Annotated in this window: 18 protein-coding genes; 9 read left to right on the plus strand and 9 right to left on the minus strand. The window is 46.6% G+C overall.

Going from position 1 to position 23,358, the window contains the following annotated elements; all coding sequences use genetic code 11:
- Positions 1 to 54 precede the first annotated feature (54 nt).
- Complete coding sequence (gene ppdK, locus GRF55_RS06530) at positions 55 to 2,775, minus strand: pyruvate, phosphate dikinase (RefSeq protein ID WP_220367650.1); 2,721 nt, start codon at positions 2,773 to 2,775, stop codon at positions 55 to 57.
- 430 nt (positions 2,776 to 3,205) lie between these two features.
- On the opposite strand from ppdK, the gene rlmD reads away from it, so the two are divergent.
- The 3 genes from rlmD (at position 3,206) to GRF55_RS06545 (ending at position 7,223) form a co-directional block, all read left to right on the plus strand.
- Positions 3,206 to 4,654 carry a 23S rRNA (uracil(1939)-C(5))-methyltransferase RlmD gene (gene rlmD, locus GRF55_RS06535; RefSeq protein ID WP_220367651.1) on the plus strand — a complete coding sequence of 483 codons (1,449 nt, stop codon included), beginning with the start codon at positions 3,206 to 3,208 and terminating at the stop codon, positions 4,652 to 4,654.
- A gap of 47 nt (positions 4,655 to 4,701) precedes the next feature.
- Positions 4,702 to 6,891, plus strand: coding sequence for a sodium-translocating pyrophosphatase (locus GRF55_RS06540; protein WP_220367652.1), 2,190 nt, complete (start codon positions 4,702 to 4,704; stop codon positions 6,889 to 6,891).
- A gap of 140 nt (positions 6,892 to 7,031) precedes the next feature.
- Positions 7,032 to 7,223 carry a hypothetical protein gene (locus GRF55_RS06545; RefSeq protein WP_220367653.1) on the plus strand — a complete coding sequence of 64 codons (192 nt, stop codon included), beginning with the start codon at positions 7,032 to 7,034 and terminating at the stop codon, positions 7,221 to 7,223.
- A 316-nt stretch (positions 7,224 to 7,539) separates the two neighbouring features.
- Here the strand turns inward: GRF55_RS06545 and GRF55_RS06550 are convergent, their stop codons facing one another.
- Complete coding sequence (locus GRF55_RS06550) at positions 7,540 to 8,643, minus strand: hypothetical protein (protein WP_220367654.1); 1,104 nt, start codon at positions 8,641 to 8,643, stop codon at positions 7,540 to 7,542.
- A 436-nt stretch (positions 8,644 to 9,079) separates the two neighbouring features.
- Here GRF55_RS06550 and nifJ point away from each other — a divergent pair, with 436 nt between their 5' ends.
- Complete coding sequence (gene nifJ, locus GRF55_RS06555; RefSeq protein WP_220367655.1) at positions 9,080 to 12,652, plus strand: pyruvate:ferredoxin (flavodoxin) oxidoreductase; 3,573 nt, start codon at positions 9,080 to 9,082, stop codon at positions 12,650 to 12,652.
- Positions 12,653 to 12,739: 87 nt separating this feature from the next.
- On the opposite strand, the gene GRF55_RS06560 is transcribed toward nifJ, so the two are convergent.
- From GRF55_RS06560 to GRF55_RS06590, 7 genes are all read right to left on the minus strand, one after another.
- Positions 12,740 to 13,582: a hypothetical protein gene (locus GRF55_RS06560; RefSeq protein WP_220367656.1), complete on the minus strand. Its 843-nt coding sequence runs from the start codon at positions 13,580 to 13,582 to the stop codon at positions 12,740 to 12,742.
- Positions 13,579 to 15,012 carry a hypothetical protein gene (locus tag GRF55_RS06565; protein WP_220367657.1) on the minus strand — a complete coding sequence of 478 codons (1,434 nt, stop codon included), beginning with the start codon at positions 15,010 to 15,012 and terminating at the stop codon, positions 13,579 to 13,581. Before GRF55_RS06565 ends, GRF55_RS06560 begins: the two co-directional genes overlap by 4 nt.
- Before the next feature lie 230 nt (positions 15,013 to 15,242).
- Positions 15,243 to 15,536 carry a DUF6804 family protein gene (locus tag GRF55_RS06570; protein WP_220367658.1) on the minus strand — a complete coding sequence of 98 codons (294 nt, stop codon included), beginning with the start codon at positions 15,534 to 15,536 and terminating at the stop codon, positions 15,243 to 15,245.
- A 2-nt stretch (positions 15,537 to 15,538) separates the two neighbouring features.
- On the minus strand, positions 15,539 to 15,724 hold the full coding sequence (locus tag GRF55_RS06575; RefSeq protein WP_220367659.1) for a hypothetical protein: 186 nt from the start codon (positions 15,722 to 15,724) through the stop codon (positions 15,539 to 15,541).
- Between the two features lie 289 nt (positions 15,725 to 16,013).
- Complete coding sequence (locus GRF55_RS06580) at positions 16,014 to 16,871, minus strand: hypothetical protein (protein WP_255563735.1); 858 nt, start codon at positions 16,869 to 16,871, stop codon at positions 16,014 to 16,016.
- Between the two features lie 6 nt (positions 16,872 to 16,877).
- Positions 16,878 to 18,095 (minus strand): hypothetical protein, encoded by a 1,218-nt coding sequence (locus GRF55_RS06585; protein ID WP_220367660.1) that lies wholly within the window; start codon positions 18,093 to 18,095, stop codon positions 16,878 to 16,880.
- Entirely contained in the window at positions 18,092 to 18,502 is a 411-nt protein-coding gene (locus GRF55_RS06590; protein ID WP_220367661.1) for a hypothetical protein, read from the minus strand. Before GRF55_RS06590 ends, GRF55_RS06585 begins: the two co-directional genes overlap by 4 nt.
- Positions 18,503 to 19,040: 538 nt before the next feature.
- Here GRF55_RS06590 and GRF55_RS06595 point away from each other — a divergent pair.
- From GRF55_RS06595 to GRF55_RS06615, 5 genes are all read left to right on the plus strand, one after another.
- Positions 19,041 to 19,580, plus strand: coding sequence for a hypothetical protein (locus GRF55_RS06595; RefSeq protein WP_220367662.1), 540 nt, complete (start codon positions 19,041 to 19,043; stop codon positions 19,578 to 19,580).
- A gap of 1 nt (position 19,581) precedes the next feature.
- Positions 19,582 to 20,118 carry a hypothetical protein gene (locus tag GRF55_RS06600; RefSeq protein WP_220367663.1) on the plus strand — a complete coding sequence of 179 codons (537 nt, stop codon included), beginning with the start codon at positions 19,582 to 19,584 and terminating at the stop codon, positions 20,116 to 20,118.
- Positions 20,119 to 20,881: 763 nt separating this feature from the next.
- Entirely contained in the window at positions 20,882 to 22,057 is a 1,176-nt protein-coding gene (locus GRF55_RS06605; protein ID WP_220367664.1) for a hypothetical protein, read from the plus strand.
- Positions 22,058 to 22,070: 13 nt separating this feature from the next.
- Positions 22,071 to 22,946 carry a nucleoside phosphorylase gene (locus GRF55_RS06610; protein WP_220367665.1) on the plus strand — a complete coding sequence of 292 codons (876 nt, stop codon included), beginning with the start codon at positions 22,071 to 22,073 and terminating at the stop codon, positions 22,944 to 22,946.
- Positions 22,947 to 22,953: 7 nt separating this feature from the next.
- Positions 22,954 to 23,322, plus strand: a complete 369-nt coding sequence (locus tag GRF55_RS06615) for a DMT family protein (protein WP_220367666.1) — start codon at positions 22,954 to 22,956, stop codon at positions 23,320 to 23,322.
- The last annotated feature ends 36 nt before the right edge of the window (positions 23,323 to 23,358 follow it).

Consider the following 23,358-nt stretch of genomic DNA (forward strand, 5'->3'; position numbering starts at 1 on the left):
GGACTTGCCTTTGTTATGACAAGTCCCTTTTCAATATAACAATTCAGAGCTAATTTACTCCTCCACGGCTGCCTGCGCGGCTGCCAAACGTGCGATAGGCACGCGGAACGGTGAACAGCTTGCATAGTCAAGTCCTATCTTAGCGCAGAACTTCACTGAAGAAGGCTCACCACCATGCTCACCGCAGATACCTGTGCGGAGCGTTGGGCGAACGGCGCGTCCCTTCTCAACAGCCATCTTCACGAGCTGACCAACACCCTTCTGGTCGAGAACCTGGAATGGGTCAACCTTGAGAATCTTCTTGTCAAGATATACAGGCAGGAACGATGCTATGTCGTCGCGGCTGTAACCGAAGGTCATCTGTGTCAAGTCGTTGGTTCCGAATGAGAAGTATTCTGCTTCGGTAGCGATACGGTCAGCTGTCAGGGCTGCACGTGGGATTTCGATCATCGTACCGATTTCAAATTCCACCTCAACGCCATATTCTTCAAACACTTCAGCAGCAACTTTCTTGATAATTTCCTTCTGCTGTTTCAACTCGTGAAGGATACCAATGAGCGGAACCATGATTTCCGGCATCGGGTTCTTACCTTCTTTCTTCAGTTCGCATGCTGCACTGAGGATGGCGCGAGTCTGCATAGCTGTAATTTCCGGGAATGTGATACCCAGACGGCAACCGCGGTGACCGAGCATCGGGTTGTTTTCAGAGAGACTCTCTACGCGGCGACGGATTGTTTCCACGCTTACACCCATTTCGTTAGCCATTGTTTCCTGACCTGCTGCATCGTGCGGAACGAACTCATGGAGTGGCGGGTCGAGCAGACGGATGTTAACTGGCAGTCCGTCCATTGCCTCGAGGATTCCCTTGAAGTCAGCTTTCTGATAAGGAAGCAGTTTTGCAAGGGCCTTCTCACGACCTTCTACTGTATCGGAGAGAATCATCTCACGCATAGCAACAATCTTCTTGTCCTCGAAGAACATGTGCTCTGTACGTGTCAGACCGATACCTTTTGCTCCGAACTCACGAGCGACGCGTGCATCATGCGGAGTATCGGCATTGGTACGTACAGACAGTTTCGTATATTTGTCGCAGAGATCCATCAGTTCTTTGAAGTCGCCGGAAAGTTCGGCAGCTTTGGTAGGAACTTCACCTGCATATACCTGTCCTGTCGTACCGTTGATAGAAATATAGTCACCTTCTTTATATACAACACCGTCGATTTCAACGGTCTTTGCTTTATAATCTACGTTAAGTGCACCTACACCCGATACGCAGCACTTACCCATACCACGTGCAACAACGGCTGCGTGTGAGGTCATACCGCCACGTGCAGTAAGGATTCCTTCTGCTGCTGCCATACCTGCGAGGTCTTCGGGTGAAGTCTCGATACGAACGAGAACCACTCTGTGACCATCTTCATGCCAAGCCTTTGCATCGTCAGCATGGAAGACAATCTGACCACATCCGGCACCCGGAGAAGCGGGTAGACCTTGTGCAATCACTTTAGCCTGAGAGAGTGCCACCTTGTCAAATACAGGGTGCAACAACTCATCGAGCTTGTTAGGCTCACAACGCATGATAGCTGTCTTCTCATCAATCATACCTTCATGGAGCAGGTCGATTGCGATTTTCACCATAGCAGCACCTGTGCGCTTGCCATTACGTGTCTGGAGGAACCAGAGTTTGCCTTCCTGTACGGTGAACTCCATATCCTGCATATCGTGATAGTGGTGCTCCAGTTTGTCCTGCAGCTCGTTCAGCTGTGCATAAATCTCAGGCATAGCCTCTTCCATTGACGGGAATTTTGCCACGCGCTCTTCTTCTGAGATACCTGCACGCTCTGCCCATTGCTGTGAGCCGAGTTTTGTAATCTGCTGCGGTGTGCGGATACCTGCAACAACGTCCTCACCCTGTGCATTTACGAGATACTCTCCATTGAACACGTTTTCGCCATTAGCGGCGTCGCGGCTGAAGCAAACACCCGTAGCACTGGTTTCGCCCATGTTACCGAATACCATCGCCATGACTGAAACTGCTGTACCCCACTCATCAGGAATACCTTCCATCTTACGATAGAGAATAGCGCGTTCGTTCATCCAGCTGCGGAATACGGCACAGATTGCTCCCCAGAGCTGTTCAATCGGGTTGTCGGGGAAGTCTTTTCCAGTACGTTCCTTGATTGCGGTCTTAAAGAGTTTGACGAGTTTCTTCAGGTCATCTACAGAGAGGTCTTTGTCGAGAACGACGCCACTCTCTTTCTTCACCTGCTCGATAATTTCCTCGAACGGGTCGATATCTTCTTTATTAACTGGCTTCATTTCGAGCACCACATCACCATACATCTGTACGAAACGGCGATAGGAGTCATAAACGAAATGAGGATTCTGTGTCTTTGCAACCATTCCTTCAGCAACCTCATCATTAAGACCCAGGTTAAGAATGGTGTCCATCATACCCGGCATAGAAGCGCGAGCACCTGAACGTACAGAAACGAGAAGCGGGTTCTGAACGTCTCCGAACTTCGAATTCATCAGTTCTTCAATGTGCTTTACAGCAGCATTTACTTCGTCCTGAAGAAGTTCCATGATACGCTCCTGCCCTACTTTGTAATACTCATTACAACAGTCTGTCGTGATTGTAAAACCTGGAGGAACCGGTACACCGATAAGGTTCATTTCGGCAAGGTTAGCACCTTTTCCACCGAGTACCTCACGCATTTTCGCATTACCTTCGGCTTTTCCGTTACCAAAGGTATAAACTCTTTTTTCGTTCATAATTTTGATTAAATAATAATATTAAAATTTGTTGTTCTTACAAGTTCATGTTGTTTAAAAACAAACAGCATCTATCGGCTTTCGTAGGCACGAATGTCCTTTTTTGCTATTGTGGTGCAAAGATAATACAAATTCGGTAAAAGGACAAACATTTGCAAAAAAAATCCCCGAAATAATGACATTTTACTACTTTTTTGTTTTTATTCTTCTTAAAATGCCATTTACATCTCCCCTTTCTCTTTTTTAATAACACGCCATCCTCTCAAAAATCTTTTGACAAAAAAATGCAACCTTCGACCGAAAATAAATCATTTTCCGTTCGTTAAATCATTTTTTATAATTATCTTTGCAAAAGATTAGCTATATGCCGACATGAGACTATTCCCACGCTCGACATTCATGAGCTTTACAATCTGAAAACATTGTTGATATGGCAAGAAAGAAAAAGCCGCTTCCGATTTTCGAAAACGTGACCATCACCGATTGCGCAGCCGAGGGGAAAGCTCTCGCAAGAATCAACGACCTCGTTGTTTTCGTACCATTTGTCGTACCCGGCGATGTCGTTGACCTCCAGGTCAGAAGAAAAAAACACAGCTACTGCGAGGCTGAGGTCATCCGCTTCATCAAGTATAGTGACATCAGGGAAACTCCCATGTGCCAACATTTCGGCATCTGCGGAGGATGCAAATGGCAGAATCTTCCCTACGAAGAGCAGTTGAAAATGAAAGAACGGCAGGTCAGAGACCAACTGACACGCATCGGAAAGATTGAACTGCCCGAGTTCCGCCCCATTCTCGGTTCTACCAAGACCAAGGAATATCGCAACAAACTTGAGTTCGGATGCTGCAACAAGCGGTGGATGACACGTGAAGAGATACAAGACGAGAACTTGGTTATCACCGACAAGAACGCCATCGGATTCCACATTACAGGATCTTTCGACAAGATTCTCCCCATTGAGAAATGCTGGCTGATGGACGATTTCCACAATCAAGTGCGAAACGAAATCCGCGATTATGCACTCAGCACCGGCATGTCATTCTATGATATCAGAGAACAGCACGGACTCTTGCGGGATATCGTGTTCCGGAACTCTAACACAGGCGAATGGATGGTACTCATCCAGTTCCATTACGACAGCCCGGAAGACGAACAGCTTGCAAAAGGCTTACTGGAACATATCAGCCGTAAGTTCCCGGAAATCACGTCATTAATGTATGTTGACAATCAGAAATGCAACGACACTTTCGGCGATCTTGACCTGCAAACCTACAAAGGCACGGACCATATCTTCGAGACAATGGAAGGACTCCGGTTCAAGGTGGGTCCCAAAAGTTTCTATCAGACGAATACGGAACAGGCATACCATCTTTATTCCGTGGCAAGGGAGTTTGCGTTCGGTGCGCAACCGCAAACTGGCGACGGCGAAGAATTGCCCCTCGTCTATGACCTATACACCGGCACCGGAACCATTGCCAACTTCGTTGCCCGCAACGCCCGGAAGGTCATCGGCATCGAATATGTTCCCGAAGCGATTGAGGATGCGCGCATCAATTCTCAAATCAACGGCATCGACAATACGCTCTTCTTTGCGGGAGACATGAAAGATATTCTCACAGACGAGTTTGTTGCGACACACGGTCGTCCCGATATCATCATCACCGATCCTCCGCGTGCCGGAATGCATGCAGATGTTGTCCAGACTATTCTCCGCACGCATCCGAAGCGGATAGTATATGTCAGCTGCAACCCTGCCACACAAGCGCGCGACTTGGCATTGCTCGACGAGGACTATCGTGTGGCAGCCGTCCAGCCTGTAGATATGTTTCCACACACGCCGCACGTTGAGAACGTCGTACTTTTAGAAGCAAGAACATAACAATGAAATTTCTATCTTACACATTATTTAATTAATAACTTACGCTTATGAACAACATTCCATTTGTTTTTTGGCTCATACCCATTGCATCTATCGTGGCTTTGGGCATGGCATGGTATTTCTTCAAATCCATGATTAAGGCGGATGAAGGTACACCCCGCATGCGTGAAATCGCAAAATACGTCCGTGACGGTGCGATGGCTTACTTGAAGCAACAGTACAAGGTGGTCGGCATTGTCTTCGTGGTGCTCTGCGCCTTGTTCGCATTCATGGCGTATGTGCTGCACGTGCAGAACCCATGGGTTCCGTTCGCATTCCTCACTGGCGGTCTTTTCTCCGGATTAGCCGGCTTCTTCGGCATGAAGACAGCGACTTATGCGTCTGCCCGCACAGCCAATGCAGCCCGCAAGAGCCTCGATGCCGGTCTGAAAATTGCTTTCCGCTCGGGTGCCGTAATGGGACTTACCGTCGTTGGACTCGGATTGCTCGACATCGCCATCTGGTTCGTAGTGCTGAGTGCACTTACCGATGAGAGCCTGATTGCCATCACCACAACGATGCTTACCTTCGGTATGGGTGCATCAACCCAAGCGCTGTTTGCACGCGTGGGCGGTGGTATCTACACGAAGGCTGCCGATGTGGGAGCCGACATCGTGGGCAAAGTGGAAGCCGACATTCCCGAGGATGATCCCCGCAATCCGGCAACCATTGCTGACAACGTAGGCGACAACGTAGGCGACGTGGCTGGCATGGGCGCCGACCTGTACGAGAGCTATTGCGGAAGTATTCTTTCGACGGCTGCACTCGGTGCTGCTGCCTATGCTGCTGCCGGTGGCGAGACGCAGTTGAAGGCGGTCATCGCCCCAATGCTGATTGCTTCTGTTGGCGTATTCCTCTCGCTGTTGGGCATCTTCCTCGTACGCACAAAAGAGGGTGCTACCATGCGCGATTTGCTTCGCTCGCTGTCGCTCGGCACGAACATCAGCGCCGTACTGATTGCCATTGCAACATTTGCCATTCTTTATCTGCTGGACGTGAACAACTGGCTTGGCTTGTCATTCTCCGTCATCAGCGGTTTGGCTGCCGGCGTGATTATCGGACAGGCAACGGAATATTACACATCCCACAGCTATAAACCGACCCAGAAGATTTCCGAAGCCGGACTGACCGGTGCTGCTACGGTTATCATCAAGGGTATCGGAACGGGTATGATTTCCACTTGCATCCCTGTCATAACTATCGGTGTTGCCATCATGCTCAGTTATCTGTGCGCCAACGGTTTCGACCTCTCGATGTCTTCCGCGAGCCTTTCTCACGGCTTGTATGGTGTGGGTATCGCTGCCGTGGGCATGCTCTCCACACTGGGCATCACCTTGGCGACCGACGCATACGGTCCTATTGCCGACAATGCCGGCGGTAATGCCGAAATGAGTGAGTTGGGTGAAGAAGTGCGCCACCGCACCGATGCGCTCGATGCCTTGGGTAACACGACCGCTGCCACGGGCAAGGGTTTTGCCATTGGTTCGGCTGCACTCACCGCACTGGCACTGCTTGCTTCCTACATTGAGGAAATCAAGATTGCCATGGAGCGCGCAGGCACCATGATGACCAACGTTGCCGGCGACACCATCAGTGCTGCTGAAGCGACTATCCCCGACTTCATGAACTTCTTCCAAGTGAACCTCATGAACCCGAAAGTGCTCGTCGGTGCCTTCATCGGTGCCATGGCTGCTTTCCTCTTCTGCGGTCTGACGATGGAGGCTGTGGGACGCGCCGCACAGAAAATGGTTGTCGAAGTGCGCCGTCAGTTCAAGGAGATTGCCGGAATCCTCGAAGGCAAGGCAACTCCCGACTACGGACGTTGCGTTGAAATCTCCACACGCGCTGCACAGCAGGAAATGATATTCCCATCCATCCTCGCCATCATCATTCCTATCATCGTTGGCTGCGTACTGGGTGTGGCTGGCGTTCTCGGTCTGCTGGTCGGCGGCTTGGCTGGCGGATTCACCCTCGCCGTATTCATGGCAAATGCTGGTGGTGCGTGGGATAATGCCAAGAAGAATATCGAAGAAGGCAACTTCGGAGGCAAAGGTTCGTTTGCCCATAAGGCAACGATTGTTGGCGACACAGTTGGCGACCCATTCAAAGACACCAGCGGTCCGTCGCTCAACATTCTCATCAAACTGATGTCAATGGTATCTATCGTCATGGCAGGACTGACCGTCGCATTCATGTAAGAGCCTGATATCACAATAATAATCAAAACAACAGGGGAAAAGACCATTTTTACACACCATCGGTCTTTTCCCCTATTTTTATTTGGTCGTGTCATTTTATTATCATAACTTTGCAACCTCGAATCTGAAATAATATCATTATGGAAAACACGAATCACAGGCATCATAAAAAGCACCACCATCGTGCTTCAAAGGATAACGTCAGCTATTACAAGCGTCGCGCGCTGTCGTCCATCGAGTTTCGGAAGAAAGTCTCAAAGGTACTCTTCATGCTGCTGACGATTGTCGCCATCCTTGTTGTCATTGCGTGCATCTATGTCTATAGTTTCTAAAAAAATCAGCACCTGAAAAACATAAAAAATACGGACAATTTCAACCTGAATAAATATACAAAAACTCAGGTGTTGAACTATCATTTTCCAAAAGTTGGACTTTTGCACTCTAAAAGTGCCACTTTTGCGTCCTAAAAGTGCCACTTTGGGAAGCTAAAAGTGGCACTTTTGAAAAGCACTTTCTAAACCGCTCATAATCAATAGTTTACGAGACTGTATTCATTTATGCAATATGCGTATAAATATACAAAAACAAGCATCGGACTATTTAGCAGAAACGAACATTTTTCATCGCATTTTAACGACCCGTTTCGGACTAAATGACATTGACAAAATTGTTGGCTGCCGGCACTATCCGGAGCAGATAATTCACGTCGTGCACAATTCTCATCACCTTCTGAGGCTCCACCGGACCAGGCGACAACGCCAAAGCCACGTGCCCCATCGTGCGCCGGAGATTCATTTCCACACAGGGGTGCAGCCGATAGCCCTCGTCACTGCCGACAATCATCATATCCACACCGAAAGGTCCGACATAAATGCCCGCCACATTTTTCTCCACCCATAGGGCAACAGCCGAAGCCACCTCATCTATCAAGCCGTCCGGCACGTATTCACACAGCATCTTGCGCTTCTCCTTTTCCGTTGCCAAGAGATTGCCGGTATAGGCAGCATGCTGCGTATGAAAGAGCGACAGCCCGAGATACGCCACCCGACCGTCTTCATTGAGCTCGAACTCCATGGCAAAATCCTTCACCTTCCGATAAAAAGGCTCCACGACAATCATGCCCTGCTGCTCCAACACGCGGTTTGCCCAACCCCGAACGGACGCATTCTGCCGCTCGTCTGCCATCACATAGCGCACCCCTCGCCCACTGCTGCTCCAAGGCGACTTCAACACGCAATCGCCCGTCGCAGCCATCAGCCTGACGAGCATCTCCTCGTCCGTACAGCAACAGCTCTCTCCCACCAACAACGGCGACGCTATTCGCTGACGCATGTCAGCAAGAAGGGCTACCGACTGCTCGCGACTGGAAAGCCGCCTGATTTCCGAAAGACGCTCCTCCGACGGCAACAAACCGACGGGAATCCCGGCTGACAGCAACTGCTGACGCAACGCCGCATCCCATCCCCAAGGCGAAACCCTCATCGAAGCGTGCTCAGCGAATGACGGCTGCTGCCTCAAATCAGCCAAGGAGAGGAACAGGACATCAGCACACCGGTCTGCGAAACGCCGTGCAGCCTTCACCGCATAATCCACATCATCGACGAGCACAACATCTCCATCGCACGCCCACAATGCCGGGAGGAAGCCCATATTGGTGCGCAACTCCCGCGCTGCATGCGGCGGCGTGAAATATTTCCCGCCAAAAGCCAAAGCCAGGTCATGCTCCGGATTGAATATATGTAGCGTTGTCATCTTCCAAATAATCTCATGCAAATATAGATAAAATATCCGAAACACAAGTCCACTGCATCAAGAAATCATGTCTTCTCCAAAGAAAAGACCACCCAGAAAACCAATTTGCACACCAATTCATCCGCATTTCCCCACCTTTTTCGCGGTTTTTCGTATCCCATTACCGTAAATAAACATTAAAGTAGAGTGTTTTACCGACTTTTGTTTGCACGACAGAAAAAAATTATTACCTTTGCACGAAATTTACAGTTCTACTTCAACTGGGTGGACAAAAGACACCAAGCATAGATTCAGGATAACAGCATGCAGTCTATTTCCATTCGGACATGGTGACTTGTTGAGTAGAAAAATCCCCAAAGACCGTGCAGATGCACCTTTTCGGGGAATGTTCACCATTTTGACAAAACAAACATTATAACATAAAGGACAAACAAAAATGAAAAAAGAAAAGAAATTCATCACCTGCGACGGTAATGAGGCAGCTGCACACATCAGTTACATGTTCAGTGAGGTAGCCGCCATCTATCCCATTACCCCATCTTCACCCATGGCAGAACATGTGGACGAATGGTCGGCACAAGGACAACAGAACTTCTGGGGACAAACCGTCAGCGTACAGGAGATGCAATCTGAAGCCGGAGCCGCCGGAGCCGTACACGGAGCCTTGCAAGCCGGCGCACTGACAACGACATTCACCGCCTCACAAGGGCTATTGCTTATGATTCCGAACATGTATAAGATTGCGGGCGAATTGCTGCCCTGCGTCTTCAATGTGTCGGCACGCACACTTGCCTCACATGCCCTTTGTATCTTCGGCGACCACCAGGATGTCATGGCATGTCGGCAGACGGGATTCGCCATGCTGTGCGAAGGAAGTGTGCAGGAAGTGATGGACCTCACCGGCGTGGCTCACCTTGCATCGCTGAAAACCTGCGTCCCGTTCATCAACTTCTTCGACGGTTTCCGCACGTCACACGAATATCACAAGATTGAACGGATTGACATGGAAGATATCCGTCCGCTCGTAAGCGATGACGACGTGAAGCGTTTCCGCGACCGCGCCATGAGTCCCGAGCGCCCTATTACAAGAGGAACGGCAGAGAATCCGGAGACCTTCTTCACACACCGCGAAGCATCCAACGACTACTACAACCACGTGCCTGAAGTGGTTGAGGAGTATCTCCAGGAAATCAGCAAGATTACAGGACGGGAATACCATCTGTTCTCTTACTATGGAGCTGAAGATGCCGACCGGATGATTATCCTCATGGGCTCTGCAACAGAGGCTGCCCGCGAGGCAATCGACCATCTGAATGCCAACGGCGAGAAGGTCGGAATGATTTCCGTGCACCTCTATCGCCCGTTCTCCGTAAAACATCTGCTGGCAAGCGTTCCGAAGACAGTGAAACGCATCGCCGTGCTCGACCGCACGAAAGAACCCGGTGCCGAAGGCGAACCGCTCTATCTGGATGTGAAATCTGCCTTCTATGACGTAGAAAATCGCCCCATCATCGTGGGCGGACGCTACGGACTGGGCTCTCACGACACCACTCCGGCACAGATTATCTCTGTGTTCAACAACCTGGCATTGCCGGAACCAAAGAACCATTTCACCGTCGGAATCGTTGACGACGTGACCTTCACGTCACTCCCAGCCGTTCCGGAGATGGCACTCGGAGGCGAAGGCATGTTCGAAGCGAAGTTCTATGGATTGGGAGCCGACGGAACGGTCGGTGCCAACAAGAACAGCGTGAAAATCATAGGCAACAACACCGACAAATATTGTCAGGCTTATTTCTCCTACGATTCGAAGAAGTCGGGAGGATTTACCTGCTCTCACCTGCGATTCGGCGATACACCCATCCACTCAACCTATCTGGTCAACACACCGAATTTCGTGGCGTGCCACGTTCAGGCATACCTCCACATGTACGACGTGACGCGTGGATTGCAGAAAAACGGTACATTCCTTCTGAACACCATCTTCGACAATGAGGAGCTAATCAAGTTCATGCCGAACAAGGTGAAGCGCTATTTCGCAGAAAACAACATCACCGTATATACCATCAACGCCACGAAAATAGCACAGGAAATCGGGCTGGGCAACCGCACCAACACCATTCTGCAAAGTGCATTTTTCCGCATTACCAATGTCATTCCCATCGAACTGGCTATACAAAAGATGCAGGAAGCCATTGTCAAGTCATACGGCAAAAAAGGTCAGGACGTGATCGACAAGAACTTTGCTGCCGTTGAGCGTGGTGGCGAATACAAACAAATGACCGTTGACCCGTCATGGGCAAACCTCCCCGACGACAAGAAGCAAGAAGACGATGCACCTGCATTTGTCAAAGAACTTGTCCGTCCCATCAACGCACAAGCCGGCGACCTGTTGAAAGTAAGCGACTTCGTGAAGCACGACACAGTGGAAGGGTCATGGAAAAACGGAACGTCAGCTTACGAAAAACGCGGAGTCGAAGCATTCACGCCGCAATGGAACGCCGACAACTGCATCCAGTGCAACAAGTGTGCCTTTGTATGTCCGCACGCTGCTATCCGTCCGTTTGTATTGACCGACGAAGAACTCAAAGGATTCGACGGAACGACTATTGAGATGAAAGCACCGGCAGCGATGAAAGGCATGCACTTCGTCATCCAGCCGTCAGTGCTCGACTGTCTCGGATGCGGCAACTGTGCCGATGTATGCCCTGGAAACCCGAAACTCGGAAAGGCACTCACAATGGTTGCATACAACCCCGACGAAGAAGCGATGGTCAAGGAAACAAAACGCTGGGAATACGTCACGAAGAACGTCAAGAGCAAACAAGACCTCATTGATATCACATCGAACGTGAAAAATTCGCAGTTCGCACAACCGCTGTTCGAGTTCTCCGGAGCATGTGCAGGATGCGGTGAGACACCATACGTGAAACTCATCAGCCAGCTATATGGTGACCGCGAGATGATTGCCAACGCTACCGGCTGCTCGTCTATCTATTCCGCTTCAATCCCGTCAACGCCATACACCAAGAACGAGAAGGGACAAGGACCGGCATTCAACAACTCCTTGTTTGAAGACTTCTGTGAATTCGGCATGGGTATGGTGCTCGGTAACAAGAAGATGAAAGAGCGTGTTGCCCTGCTCCTGCAGGAAGCAACAAGTCACGATGACTGTCCTGCCGAGTTCAAGACCCTTGCTGCAGAATGGATTGAGAAGTGCGAAGATGCCGAAGAAACCAAACGACTGGCAGAACAACTCAAACCGTTCATCGACGGCGGAGCAGAGATTGGCTGTGAAAAATGCAAAGAACTGCAGACACTCTCCCACTATCTCGTCAAGCGCAGCCAATGGATTATCGGCGGCGACGGCGCTTCCTACGACATCGGTTACGGCGGACTCGACCACGTCATCGCTTCCGGCGAAGATGTCAACATCCTTGTGCTCGACACTGAGGTGTACTCAAATACCGGCGGTCAGGCATCCAAGGCAACGCCACTCGGAGCCATCGCACAATTCGCTGCACAAGGTAAGCGCATCCGCAAAAAAGACCTCGGAATGATTGCCACCACTTATGGTTATGTATATGTGGCGCAGGTGGCGATGGGTGCCGACAATGCACAATGCCTGAAGGCAATCCGAGAGGCAGAAGCATATCCCGGACCATCACTCGTCATTGCATACGCAGCCTGCATCAACCACGGACTTAAAGCCAAAGGCGGCATGGGAAAGAGCCAGGCAGAAGAGGCAAAGGCTGTCGAATGCGGATACTGGCACTTGTGGCGCTACAATCCACAGCTGGCGGAAGAAGGAAAGACCCCGTTCATCCTCGACTCCAAAGAGCCGCAATGGGAGAAATTCCATGATTTCCTGCTCGGCGAGGTGCGCTACCAATCCGTACAAAAAGCTTACCCCAACGAGGCAGAGGAACTCTTTGCCGAAGCTGAACGCATGGCAAAACTCCGCTACAAGAGCTATCTCAGAAAGGCGCAAGAGAATTGGGAAGAATAAGTTGATATTCAAACAAACTTGTATAATAAAGAAATCGGCTCAGGCTTATAGTTGCCTGAGCCGATTTTTTATATCATTGCATTGCAACTATTTCACCACGTCCAGCCAGCGGCACGGAACAGTCTGCACAGAATATTCCTTTCCGTCTTTTACAATCTCCATTATAACGCTCTCTTCATCTATGCTTTCAAAGAATGAAATAGAGTTTCCTCTCCCATCAGTGAACGAATAGCTTTGCTCATACGCTGAGCCAGCCCCAACTTCTCCCATCAAGAGCAGTTGGGGTTTGTCGCCTGCTTTCACACCTTTCGGAAAAACGGTTAACCGATAATTATTACTCTTTCCTTTCGACTTTTGATCCAAACGGAAGAGCGTTCCATCCTCTCCCAGATAGCACGACATGAATTTCCAACCTTCTCCGCGCAAGGACGCGTGAAGTGTTGCTTCTTCTTTCTTGCTTCCTTCATTTATCATCTGCTGCTCTTTCTTCGAAACATAATTGACGGCAATGAGAGAATCATGAATCCACAGGCTACCATTGTCGAACAGATACCCTTTAGCACCAACAGCCTCCCAATCATCGACAGTTGCTTTTCGAAGTTTCTCCCGAATCGGAGCATCGAACATCGTATTGAAATATGCCACCATCTGTGCCGAGTCTTCAATATCTTCCAACAGATAAGGACGCATAATGGGATAGGCTGTCAGCGATGCCAACTTCTTTGCATCGCCGTTTGCTATGCTCCGCATGATGGCTTCTATATTCTTCGTACTGCCAGACAGTTCCTCCTCATTCGTTTCAGTCTCCCCTGCTGTGGAGACGCTGTCAGTCAACGCATCAGGCTCCACACTGACAGATTTCCCCTTCGAACATCCACACACAAAGATGCTTATCAGCATCACACTTGCAAATTTTATCACCTTTTTCATCGTCTATTACTTTTTTCATCATCATTCGATTCCCATTCCACCAGTTTTCGGGAGAGCGATATCATCTTAGGATGTCCGCGAAAACCGAAGATATAATATTCTCTTGCTATGCTCTCGCTAAACTCGGAAATGAAATAGCCACGTATGCGTGCACATTTCTCATTGATAGAGTTCAACGTCGGATTGGTCACGTTCTCAATGCTTTTGAGTGCCTTTTCATTCAAACCGTTGGGGCGTATCTGCCGATATATTTCCGTCAATTCTTCCCGATAGTCCGGCAAGCACTTGAAGACGATACCTTCTGGGTGGCGCAGGAAGAGCAGATAGACCGCCTTGTTCAGCGGCTCCATCTTGATTTCCATATCATGATAGTCGGGAAGAATGATGCGGAAGTCTTTCGTCACAACCAATCGGCTCAACTTCGGTTCCTCTTTCAGGAGACTCAACAAAAACCTTTCATCCAAGCCCCGTTTCTTCAAAGCCTCTATCCGTTCCCGAATTTCATCTACTATCACAGCCACTTTATTGTCATCAACAATCCAATGATTCCATTCGTCCGCATAATTCTCATCAACTCCTTCTTCTAATTTAGGTTTTTCGGCAATACTATAGACGACACCGTTGACTATCTTGTCAAATCTGCTTGTAATATTTTTCAACTGTTCTATCAGTTGCTCATCAGTCCCTTCCTCAAGAGGATAGAAACTGCCTTTGATTTCTTTAAAACCATACTTAGAATAACCATATTCAAACAACATCAAGCCATGCCGGATATTCTCAGCATCTTCAGGATATGAGAGGAATCGCAATGGATAAGAAGAGTCAAGAGCAAGATGTAAATGATCGTTGATATCATAATGGGGATAATGATAATACAGGAAATCCACATCATCCGCAAGATTCCTTCCAAAACCTGGCAGATAGACAAACTTACATCTCTTTGAGAACTGAATGTCTGGATGCTTTTTAAAGAAAGCATTCAACACATCATTATATTTATTTTCCACATAGAAAAGAACTTTGGGATACTCTAAAGGATATACGAAAAGCCCCAATTCATTATCAAATTCAAACGTCCTGATACCATCCGTCTCCCTTGGCAGTTCCTGTCTCGTGAGTTCACCTTTCTTGAACGCCTCCTTAAGACGTTCCGTCTCTTTCTCCTCTTCCTTCCACTGTGCCCTTTTCCGCGCCTCTTCCTTTCTCCATTCCATATACCCTTTCCACCCGCCATGCTTTTTAACATTATCGAAAAAACCTTTTATGTTTTCGTAACCCATCACCAGCAGGTCATACACGACAAGAACGGGCCAGATGACAAGAAGACACAGCGTCCATAAAAGAGAACCGCCTTCTTTTATGTATGTGATGATATACATCAAATCTACAAGTACATAAATGACAATCAAAAGAATCAACCACACAGACATAGGCAAAGAATCAATAAGTATCAACAGGTTTGGGAGACACCCTCACTCCCCTGTTCGAACAACCGACAACAACCAGAACAGAAACAATCAACACCACCACTTTAAGCAGTCTTCTCATTTTACATTTAGCCATAGTTTCATTTTTCATATAATTGGTTTTCCATCTTTTGACAAAGATACACATTTTCTCTCACATCTGCAAGAAACGACAATCGGAACTCTTGGAAATATTAATCATCACGCTTTCTTTCCCTCAACCACAACACGATAAGAAGAACGGCGACCGCAACATCCACCACGTTCCACATTGTCTTGCCAAGAGCTATCTTGAAGATGGGCTGGAAGAGAATCGCTAACGCCCCAAACGTGACCGCCAAGCCGTTCTCCTCTTTCCCATAATAGCCATACGCCATTACGGCAAACACAACCATCGCAACAAACCGAACCAACTGGTAATAGCCATAAGGCATCGGAGCAAGACACAACAGCATGAAAGCTGCTAAAATGAGATTTAAATGTTTCATTATCAACGTATATATTTTTCCTGTTCTAAATCTTTTAATTCTTCTTCCCAATCTTCTCCATAGAGTTCTTCCATTTCCGATTCATAAGCGACCTTAGCTTTATCCCAATTATAAAATATGAATACAGAAGGGAGCGATAACCAAACGGTAATAATGGTACAAACATACCAACACGTTGATTGTGCCATGGCTTTATCCCACCTCGTCTTGGTCTTTTTGCAATATATGAGAAATACTATTAGGTAAATACTAATAGGAATTATATAAAAAAGAAAATGCAAACCCGTTGGTAGATATGGGAGCCAATCCTTAAAATAGATATAAGTTTCTAACCCAATATAAAGCGACACGACAAAAGCGACGGCAAGGGGGCGAGGCTTTGCCATTAACACCCAGACAGCAATAACAACTGCCCATAATATTACATTTATCCAAAAAAACATAATCTAATTCATATTAATCCCTGTAATCCCTAACTTAATTAAGAAAACTTTTTATAACAGTTTGGGTGTTAGTTGGTAAACTCGTTTGAGAAACTGTAATATTCTCTTCTTTTACTCCCATTCCTTTCAACCAGTTCTCCAATACACTTTTTAAACGATCACGATGATTTATATCATACGGATTAACCTCTAAGATTCTCACTTCTAGATTTTCCAGTCCTGTACGACGAATGATAAGCGAGGATTGTGGATCTTGTAAAGTCTGTGGTAACACATATGAATATGCGCTACCTTCTTTCAATTTGTGGTTTTCATCAAACAAATAACCATCAGTCAAAATCACAAGAATATTACGGAATCCTTCACGAATACACTGAACATCAACATCCTTATTACTAAAGAAATCCCAGATATCACATCCATGCCAATTTTTCTCTACCATTGTTTTATCATAAATCGCTGAAAGATTTCTTGTAAATTTATCTTTCATTTCCTCTAAAGCAACGCGTTTATCTTTACCACTATAATTTTGCATATCCACATTTAATTCTTCTGCCAACGTTGCGATATCAGATCTATTAGGGGCAGGATAGAAGAATATTTTAATGCTATTTTTACTTTGAAGAATGTCCGGTCCTAATGTTTGTGCCTTGAAATAATCTGCAATATAATCAACAATGGCTATATCGCGATCTTTTTGTGAGGGACTCATCTCCCTCATAAGACGATCTGACAGGTCTAAATAAATAGAAATATTAAGAGGTTGAGTTGATTTTGAAGTGCTATTCTTTTCAACGTCACTATCAGATGTATTCTCTTTTTTATTATTTCCACCACATGCTATAATAACTGCCAAAGCACATATAGCAAATAAAAAATATTTCGCTTTCATATTTTTTTAATTTAATAATGTTTTTACTGTTTTTTCAAATATATCATTTGCTCCATCTTGATCTGCTTGAGACATTCCAAGCACATTCATCTGAGTTGTCCATCCTGTAAAGAAATTAGTCATTTCTAACTTAATCGAAGGCTTCTGTATTATGACGGTTTTCCTAAGAATCATTGTTAGTTCGGCAATAGCATTTATATTATCTTTTATCTGGACATTGAGGTTATTTTGTTCCTGTTGTTCTCTCTTAATATCAGCCTTAAGCTTTTCTTTTTTCGCATCTATCTGCTTGCTCTTTTCCCGATTTAAATCAAGTTGGCTATAAGCACTCATAGCCATATCGAAAACGACTCCCCAAATAATATAGACAATAAATCCGCAAAAGATAACAGCCCAAGTATTAATATCTGAAACGGCTTCGGAAAAACCATATTTACTATCCAATGATGCAGTTCCGATAATTACAGCCATTTCATGCAGATGTTTACCAATCATATAAGCTAAAATCGCATCGAAAACAAATGTAATAACCAATATTGCCCCCATTTTTACATATTTTGTCCAAGATTTCTGAATGGCAAAAAAATGAAGGCTAAAACCAAGTCCCATAAAAATAATTGGAGCACACAACACAAATGCTAATTCTGTAACACTGGCTTCAAGTGCCTTTTTTAAAGCTTCTGCATCAAACATAGAATTTAGCACGTTAGCATTTGCTCCAAAATCTTTAAAAAAGGCTGAATAGAACGTTGAACTATAAAACAAAAAGAGGTATAATGTCAATGGAAGCAATATAACTAAACCTAAAATCAGCTTTATTTTTGCTTCCTTATTTACTTCATATACTTTGCTTTTTAATTCACGTTCATCATCATCTAACTTTGATATTTCATCTTTCACATCCTGTTCTCGTTGCTTACTATCATTTAGCTGTTTATCTAAATAAGCAATATCATTTCTTTTTTGATCTATTTGGATTTGAATCTTTTGACGCTCTGCAGCTTGCAATGCTGTATTATTGGCTTGCTTTTGATACATTTCTATATATCTCTTTTGTAAATATGCTTTCAACGTCAGACTACTTCCATCAACCATTGCACAAATTCTTTTCCCCCAATGATTATACGTTTCTTGTGGTTTTAAACTATAATTATTTTGAGATTGAGAGGTCGTTGCTTGTTGTGGGGCTGTTGCTACATTTTTTTTAAATAAATCCGTTATCATATTTCCGTTTCATTAAGTTCTTTTATTACTTTTTCCTCCTCGACATTATCATGTGCCTTTTCAAGTAAGAAATCAATAAGTTTTTCAACACTATTTTCATCCACTCCATACTTGGAAGCATAGCGATGTAACATTTTGCGTTCTGACTCTTCCAATTCTCCATCAGCCCATGCTATTAGAGCCATTTGATAAAGAAATGTTATTCTTTCTTCTGGCAATTCTGGAATAAAAGAAGACACACCTGAGTCTTTTACGCTTTCATCTATTTCTTCTTCTGTAAGCCCATAATTTTCAACTCCTATCCGATAAAGTGTTTCCATCTCTTTTGGATGCACAATTCCATCTGCCATCACCATACTATAAAGTTCCAGAAACTGCATCTTCCGTTTTTCATTTATTTTTTCCATGTTTACATTTTTTAGTTCTACAAAATTACAATGATTCTCTCATACGAACAAATAAAAATTGTTCGCAAGGCTTGTGAAAACTCATTTTTCTTGTTTCATAGGCTATTATTCTTTTTTCGACAACGGAAAAAAGAAAGGTGTGAAACTACCCTGTTGTTACCTCAAGGTATCGCCAAACACCTGTACACATACAACAGCAAAGCCCACACCCGAGAGTGTAAGCATTTGCATTCTATTGTTGACGTGTACTTTTTTGAAGTTGGCGATTTCAGAGGTACACCACGTAGAAGCAAACACTTCCTTTATATTCGTTATGTCTATTAAACAATTATATTCGTATGCAAAGATACAAAATAAAGAGTGCAAAACAAAAAGAAACATGGAAATTCTGCCTAAAAAAATAAGATGACAGTATTTGACAATCTTTTCCTTCCACAAGCCTTGTGATTCGTTTTTCTTTGCTACCCTGAAAAAGAAAGGGTATTTTTGCATCTGGAAAACAAAACATGACAAATTATTTAATTAAACAGAAATGCGTATGAAGAAAAAAGTGAAAACGATGGCTGTAGCCTGTATTGCGGCATTAAGTTGCCAAGCACAAAACACGATTTTTCCCACACGGGACTTGTATGACACGGGCTCAATGATGATGTATCTTGATGCTGTCAGACATAGGGCTGCAAATAGAGAGGCGAGCTATGAGGCGTATGCCCGGGAGATGGAGAGGCGTCTTGAATATGAAAAGGCGTATGCCCAGGCGATGGAGCGGCAACGTATTGAATATGAAAGAAGGGAAAGTACATATAAGAACAATGTTGACTTGGCTGTAAAGAACCTGGAAAACAGGAAGTGGAAGGATGTAATAGGCAATGTCAACGCTGCTTTAAGAACTGGATTTTGGTATCCCGAACTGTACTATTTCCGGGGATTGGCCTATGAGAATTTAGGGTACTATGCGTATGCTATTGATGACTACAAAACGGGAAAGAAGAAGGGTAGCACAAATGCGGCAAATGCCTTGAAGGAGCTAAAGAAAACATTAAAACGGATTAGAAAAGAAACTAAAGGAATGGAATGATATGAAAAAGCTGTTTTTAATAGTTGCAGCAATCGTCATGACGATATCTGCAAACGCGCAAAGCTACAATGTGGGAACATCAACGACATCTACCGACTACATGGGTAATCAGACGACTACGCACCGCAATCAGTACGGACAGAAGACCGGCACATCGACATCGTCCACCGATTATATGGGCAATACGACCACCGTCCACCGCGACCTGTACGGAAACAAAATCGGCACGTCAACGACATCCACCGACTATATGGGCAATACGACCACCATCCACCGAGACCAATATGGGAACAAGACGGGATCTGCCACGTCTTCGACCGACTACATGGGAAACACCACCACCCGGTACTCGGATGCTTACGGCCGTTCCACCGGCTCGTCATCAACCTCTACTGACTATATGGGCAACACCACCACGACCTACCGCAATCAGTATGGTCAGAAAGAGGGGTCTTCCACCTCGTCAAGAGACTACATGGGCAACAAGACGACACAGCAACGGAGCAACAACTCGAACACGTCCATCTGGTCGTGGTAGCTCCTCAACTTCCCACCCATACTTCCCCACTCCCATCACTCTTTGCCAAGTGTGACGGAAGTGGGGAAAATGGTTTTGTTTCGGCAGGAAAACGGCGGCAACATCCGTTAACACTTTTAAGTTAAAAAATTGGAGCTTTAAGGCAGAATGTTTTACAAAAGAAAAACCGATTCCAGAGAAACGACGAGCGAAAGTTCTGCATATACAAACAAAAGATATGCAGCAAGAGGAGTAAAATTGCATATTTCCGTAGAGAGTATGCAACTTTGCTTTCTAAAAGTGTCACTTTTTGCAGACAAAAGTTCAACTTTTGGCTTCTAAAAGTAGGACTTTCAGGAGGTGAAAGTGGCACTTTCGCAAAACGAGAAAATAGCAAAAAATCACAAAATCCTCATTTTCAGCAACTTAAAAATTCGTCAAAAATCGGCATTTTTTCCCACTACAGGACTCATCTCCAAAAAACGGGCAAAATAACGGGGAAAAGTGAAAAAACGAAAGTGCGAGATAGTTGCGTATATGCAACTATCTTGAGTCCTGAAAACGCAAAAAACGAGCTCCGAAAATAAAAAATATGGACACTGAGGACCTGAAAAACGGTGTCATCGGAAACAAAAAAGGCAATCTGGAAAAACGACAATATAAGTTGTCGGAGAGCACAAAACGGAAGCAAAACGGGAGGGCGTTTCGCAAAAAAAAGGCGTTTTCGTGATGAATATCGAATAAAATCATTATCTTTGTTCACTATTTCATAGCAAAAAAAGGAATGAAGGCTGGAAAGAGAATCGTGCTCGCCCTTTTGCTGATAGCCCTTGCGGGGAATGTCGCGGCGCAATCGCGCAAGAAAAAGACGACGAAGAAGCAGAAGGCAAAGCCTGTCGTGGTGGAGAAGACTCCTCAGGAACGTTTGTTCGAGGAGATGCTGCCCGCAACGGCACAAATCCTGATTATAGACAGCGTGGTTGCCGACAAGCACGACTTTCTCAAAGCCATACCGCTCAGCAGCGATGCGGGGCGCTTCACCACCTTCGAAGAATGCTTTGGACGGAAGGCGGAGACCAATCCGCACGTGCATGTGAACAGTTTCGGAAACCGGTGCTATTTCGCCTCGCCCGACACCATGCGAAAGGAACTTTGTTCTGCCTTCCGCGTGGGAAAGGGATGGAGCCAGCCGCAACCGCTCAACGGAATAGGCGACGCATTCGAGGAGCCTGACTATCCGTTCATGATGAGTGACGGCATCACGCTCTATTTCGGTGCGAAAAATGCCAACGGGCTCGGTGGCTACGACATCTTCAACACGCTGTTCGACACGGAGAGCAACCGCTTCTACAAGCCGCAGAACATCGGACTGCCCTTCAACTCAACAGCCAACGACTACCTCTATGCCGTCAGCGAAACGGACACGCTCGGATGGTTCGTCACCGACCGCAACCAACCCGAAGACAAAGTGTGCATCTACACCTTCGTCCCCACCCCGTCGCGACGAAACTACGACGCCAGCGAGATGGCAGCCGAACAGCTCGAGCGACTGGCTGTCGTGGCGAGCATCGCCGACACCTGGACCGACGAACGGGAGCGCACGAGGGCCATGCAACGGCTCGAACGACTCAGAAAAAGCATCGGCAGGAAAGAGCGCCAAACGCCATTCACGTTTATCGTCAACGACGAGACCGTCTATCGCAAAATCGAAGATTTCAAGTCGCCCACCAACCGTCAGGAGATTGTCGAACTCTTTCAGAAAAAAGAACGGCTGGAAAACGAAGAGAAACGGCTCGAGGAACTGCGCCTGAAATACCACTACGCCAATGCGAGTCAGCGGCGACAGCTCCACGGCGAAATCACCGACATGGAGAGGCGTTGCAGAAACCTGGAACGGGAAATACACGAACAGGAAAAAGCTATCAGGAATACAGAAAACATATTGTTGAACAAGTCATAACATTATCAGAACTATGGAAAAGAAATATTTCGCATCATCCGAACTGATTATCAACGAAGACGGAAGTTGCTTCCACCTTCACCTGCGTCCAGAACAATTGGCAGACCGCGTCATTCTTGTCGGTGACCCTGCCCGTGTAGATGCGATTGCAGAATTTTTCGACACGAAAGAGTGTGAAGTATCAAACCGCGAGTTCCACACCGTCACCGGAACGTATAAGGGCAAGCGCATCACCGCACAGTCGCACGGTATCGGTTGCGACAATATCGACATCGTGATGAACGAGCTCGACACGCTCGCCAACATCGATTACGAGACACGCACCGAGAAATCGGAACACCGCACGCTCACCTGTGTGCGCATCGGCACCTGCGGCGGACTCCAGCCGTTCACGCCGACAGGCTGTTTCGTGGCAAGCGTGAAGAGCATCGGCACCGACGGACTTCTCAACTTCTACGCAGGAAGAGACCAGGTCTGCGATTTGGAATTGGAAAAAGCATTCATGAAACACATGGATTGGAACGCCAAAAAAGGAGCGCCCTACGTAGCCGTTGCCGACCGAGATCTCCTCAATCAGATAGCCGGCGACGACATGGTACGTGGCTACACCGTCGCATGTGGCGGCTTCTATGGTCCACAAGGACGACAGCTGCGCGCCGAGATTTCCGACCCGCAGCAGAACGAGAAGCTTGAGAGCTTTGTTTACGACGACATGCACATCTGCAACTTCGAGATGGAGTCGTCGGCAGTTGCCGGTCTCGCCTCCCTGCTCGGACACCGCGCCATGACCTGCTGCATGGTCATCGCCAACCGCTATGCGAAGGAGATGAACACCGAATACAAAAACTCCATCGAGACACTCATCGAGAAAGTGCTCGAACGAATCTAAGGAGGTCATGGCTGGCATATACACCCTACTGCTGCTCGTACTGAGCAACATCTTCATGACGCTGGCATGGTACGGACACCTGAAACTGCAACAGACCGGCACATCCAGTAACTGGCCGCTGATTGGCGTCATCGCCTTCTCATGGCTCATCGCCTTCTTCGAATACTGCTGTCAGGTGCCTGCCAACCGCATCGGCTTTGAAGGCAACGGAGGACCCTTCTCGCTCGTACAGCTGAAGGTTATACAGGAGTGCGTCTCGCTCCTCGTCTTCGCCATCATCGCCAACATGATGTTCCAGAACCAAAGCCTCCACTGGAACCACGCAGCCGCTTTCCTCTGCATCATCGCCGCCGTCTATTTTGTGTTTATGGAGTAAGTTTGAGGTTTGAGGTTTGAGGTTTGAGATTTGAGG

The sequence above is a fragment of the Prevotella sp. Rep29 genome (assembly GCF_019551475.1).
Taxonomy (GTDB): Bacteria; Bacteroidota; Bacteroidia; order Bacteroidales; family Bacteroidaceae; genus Prevotella.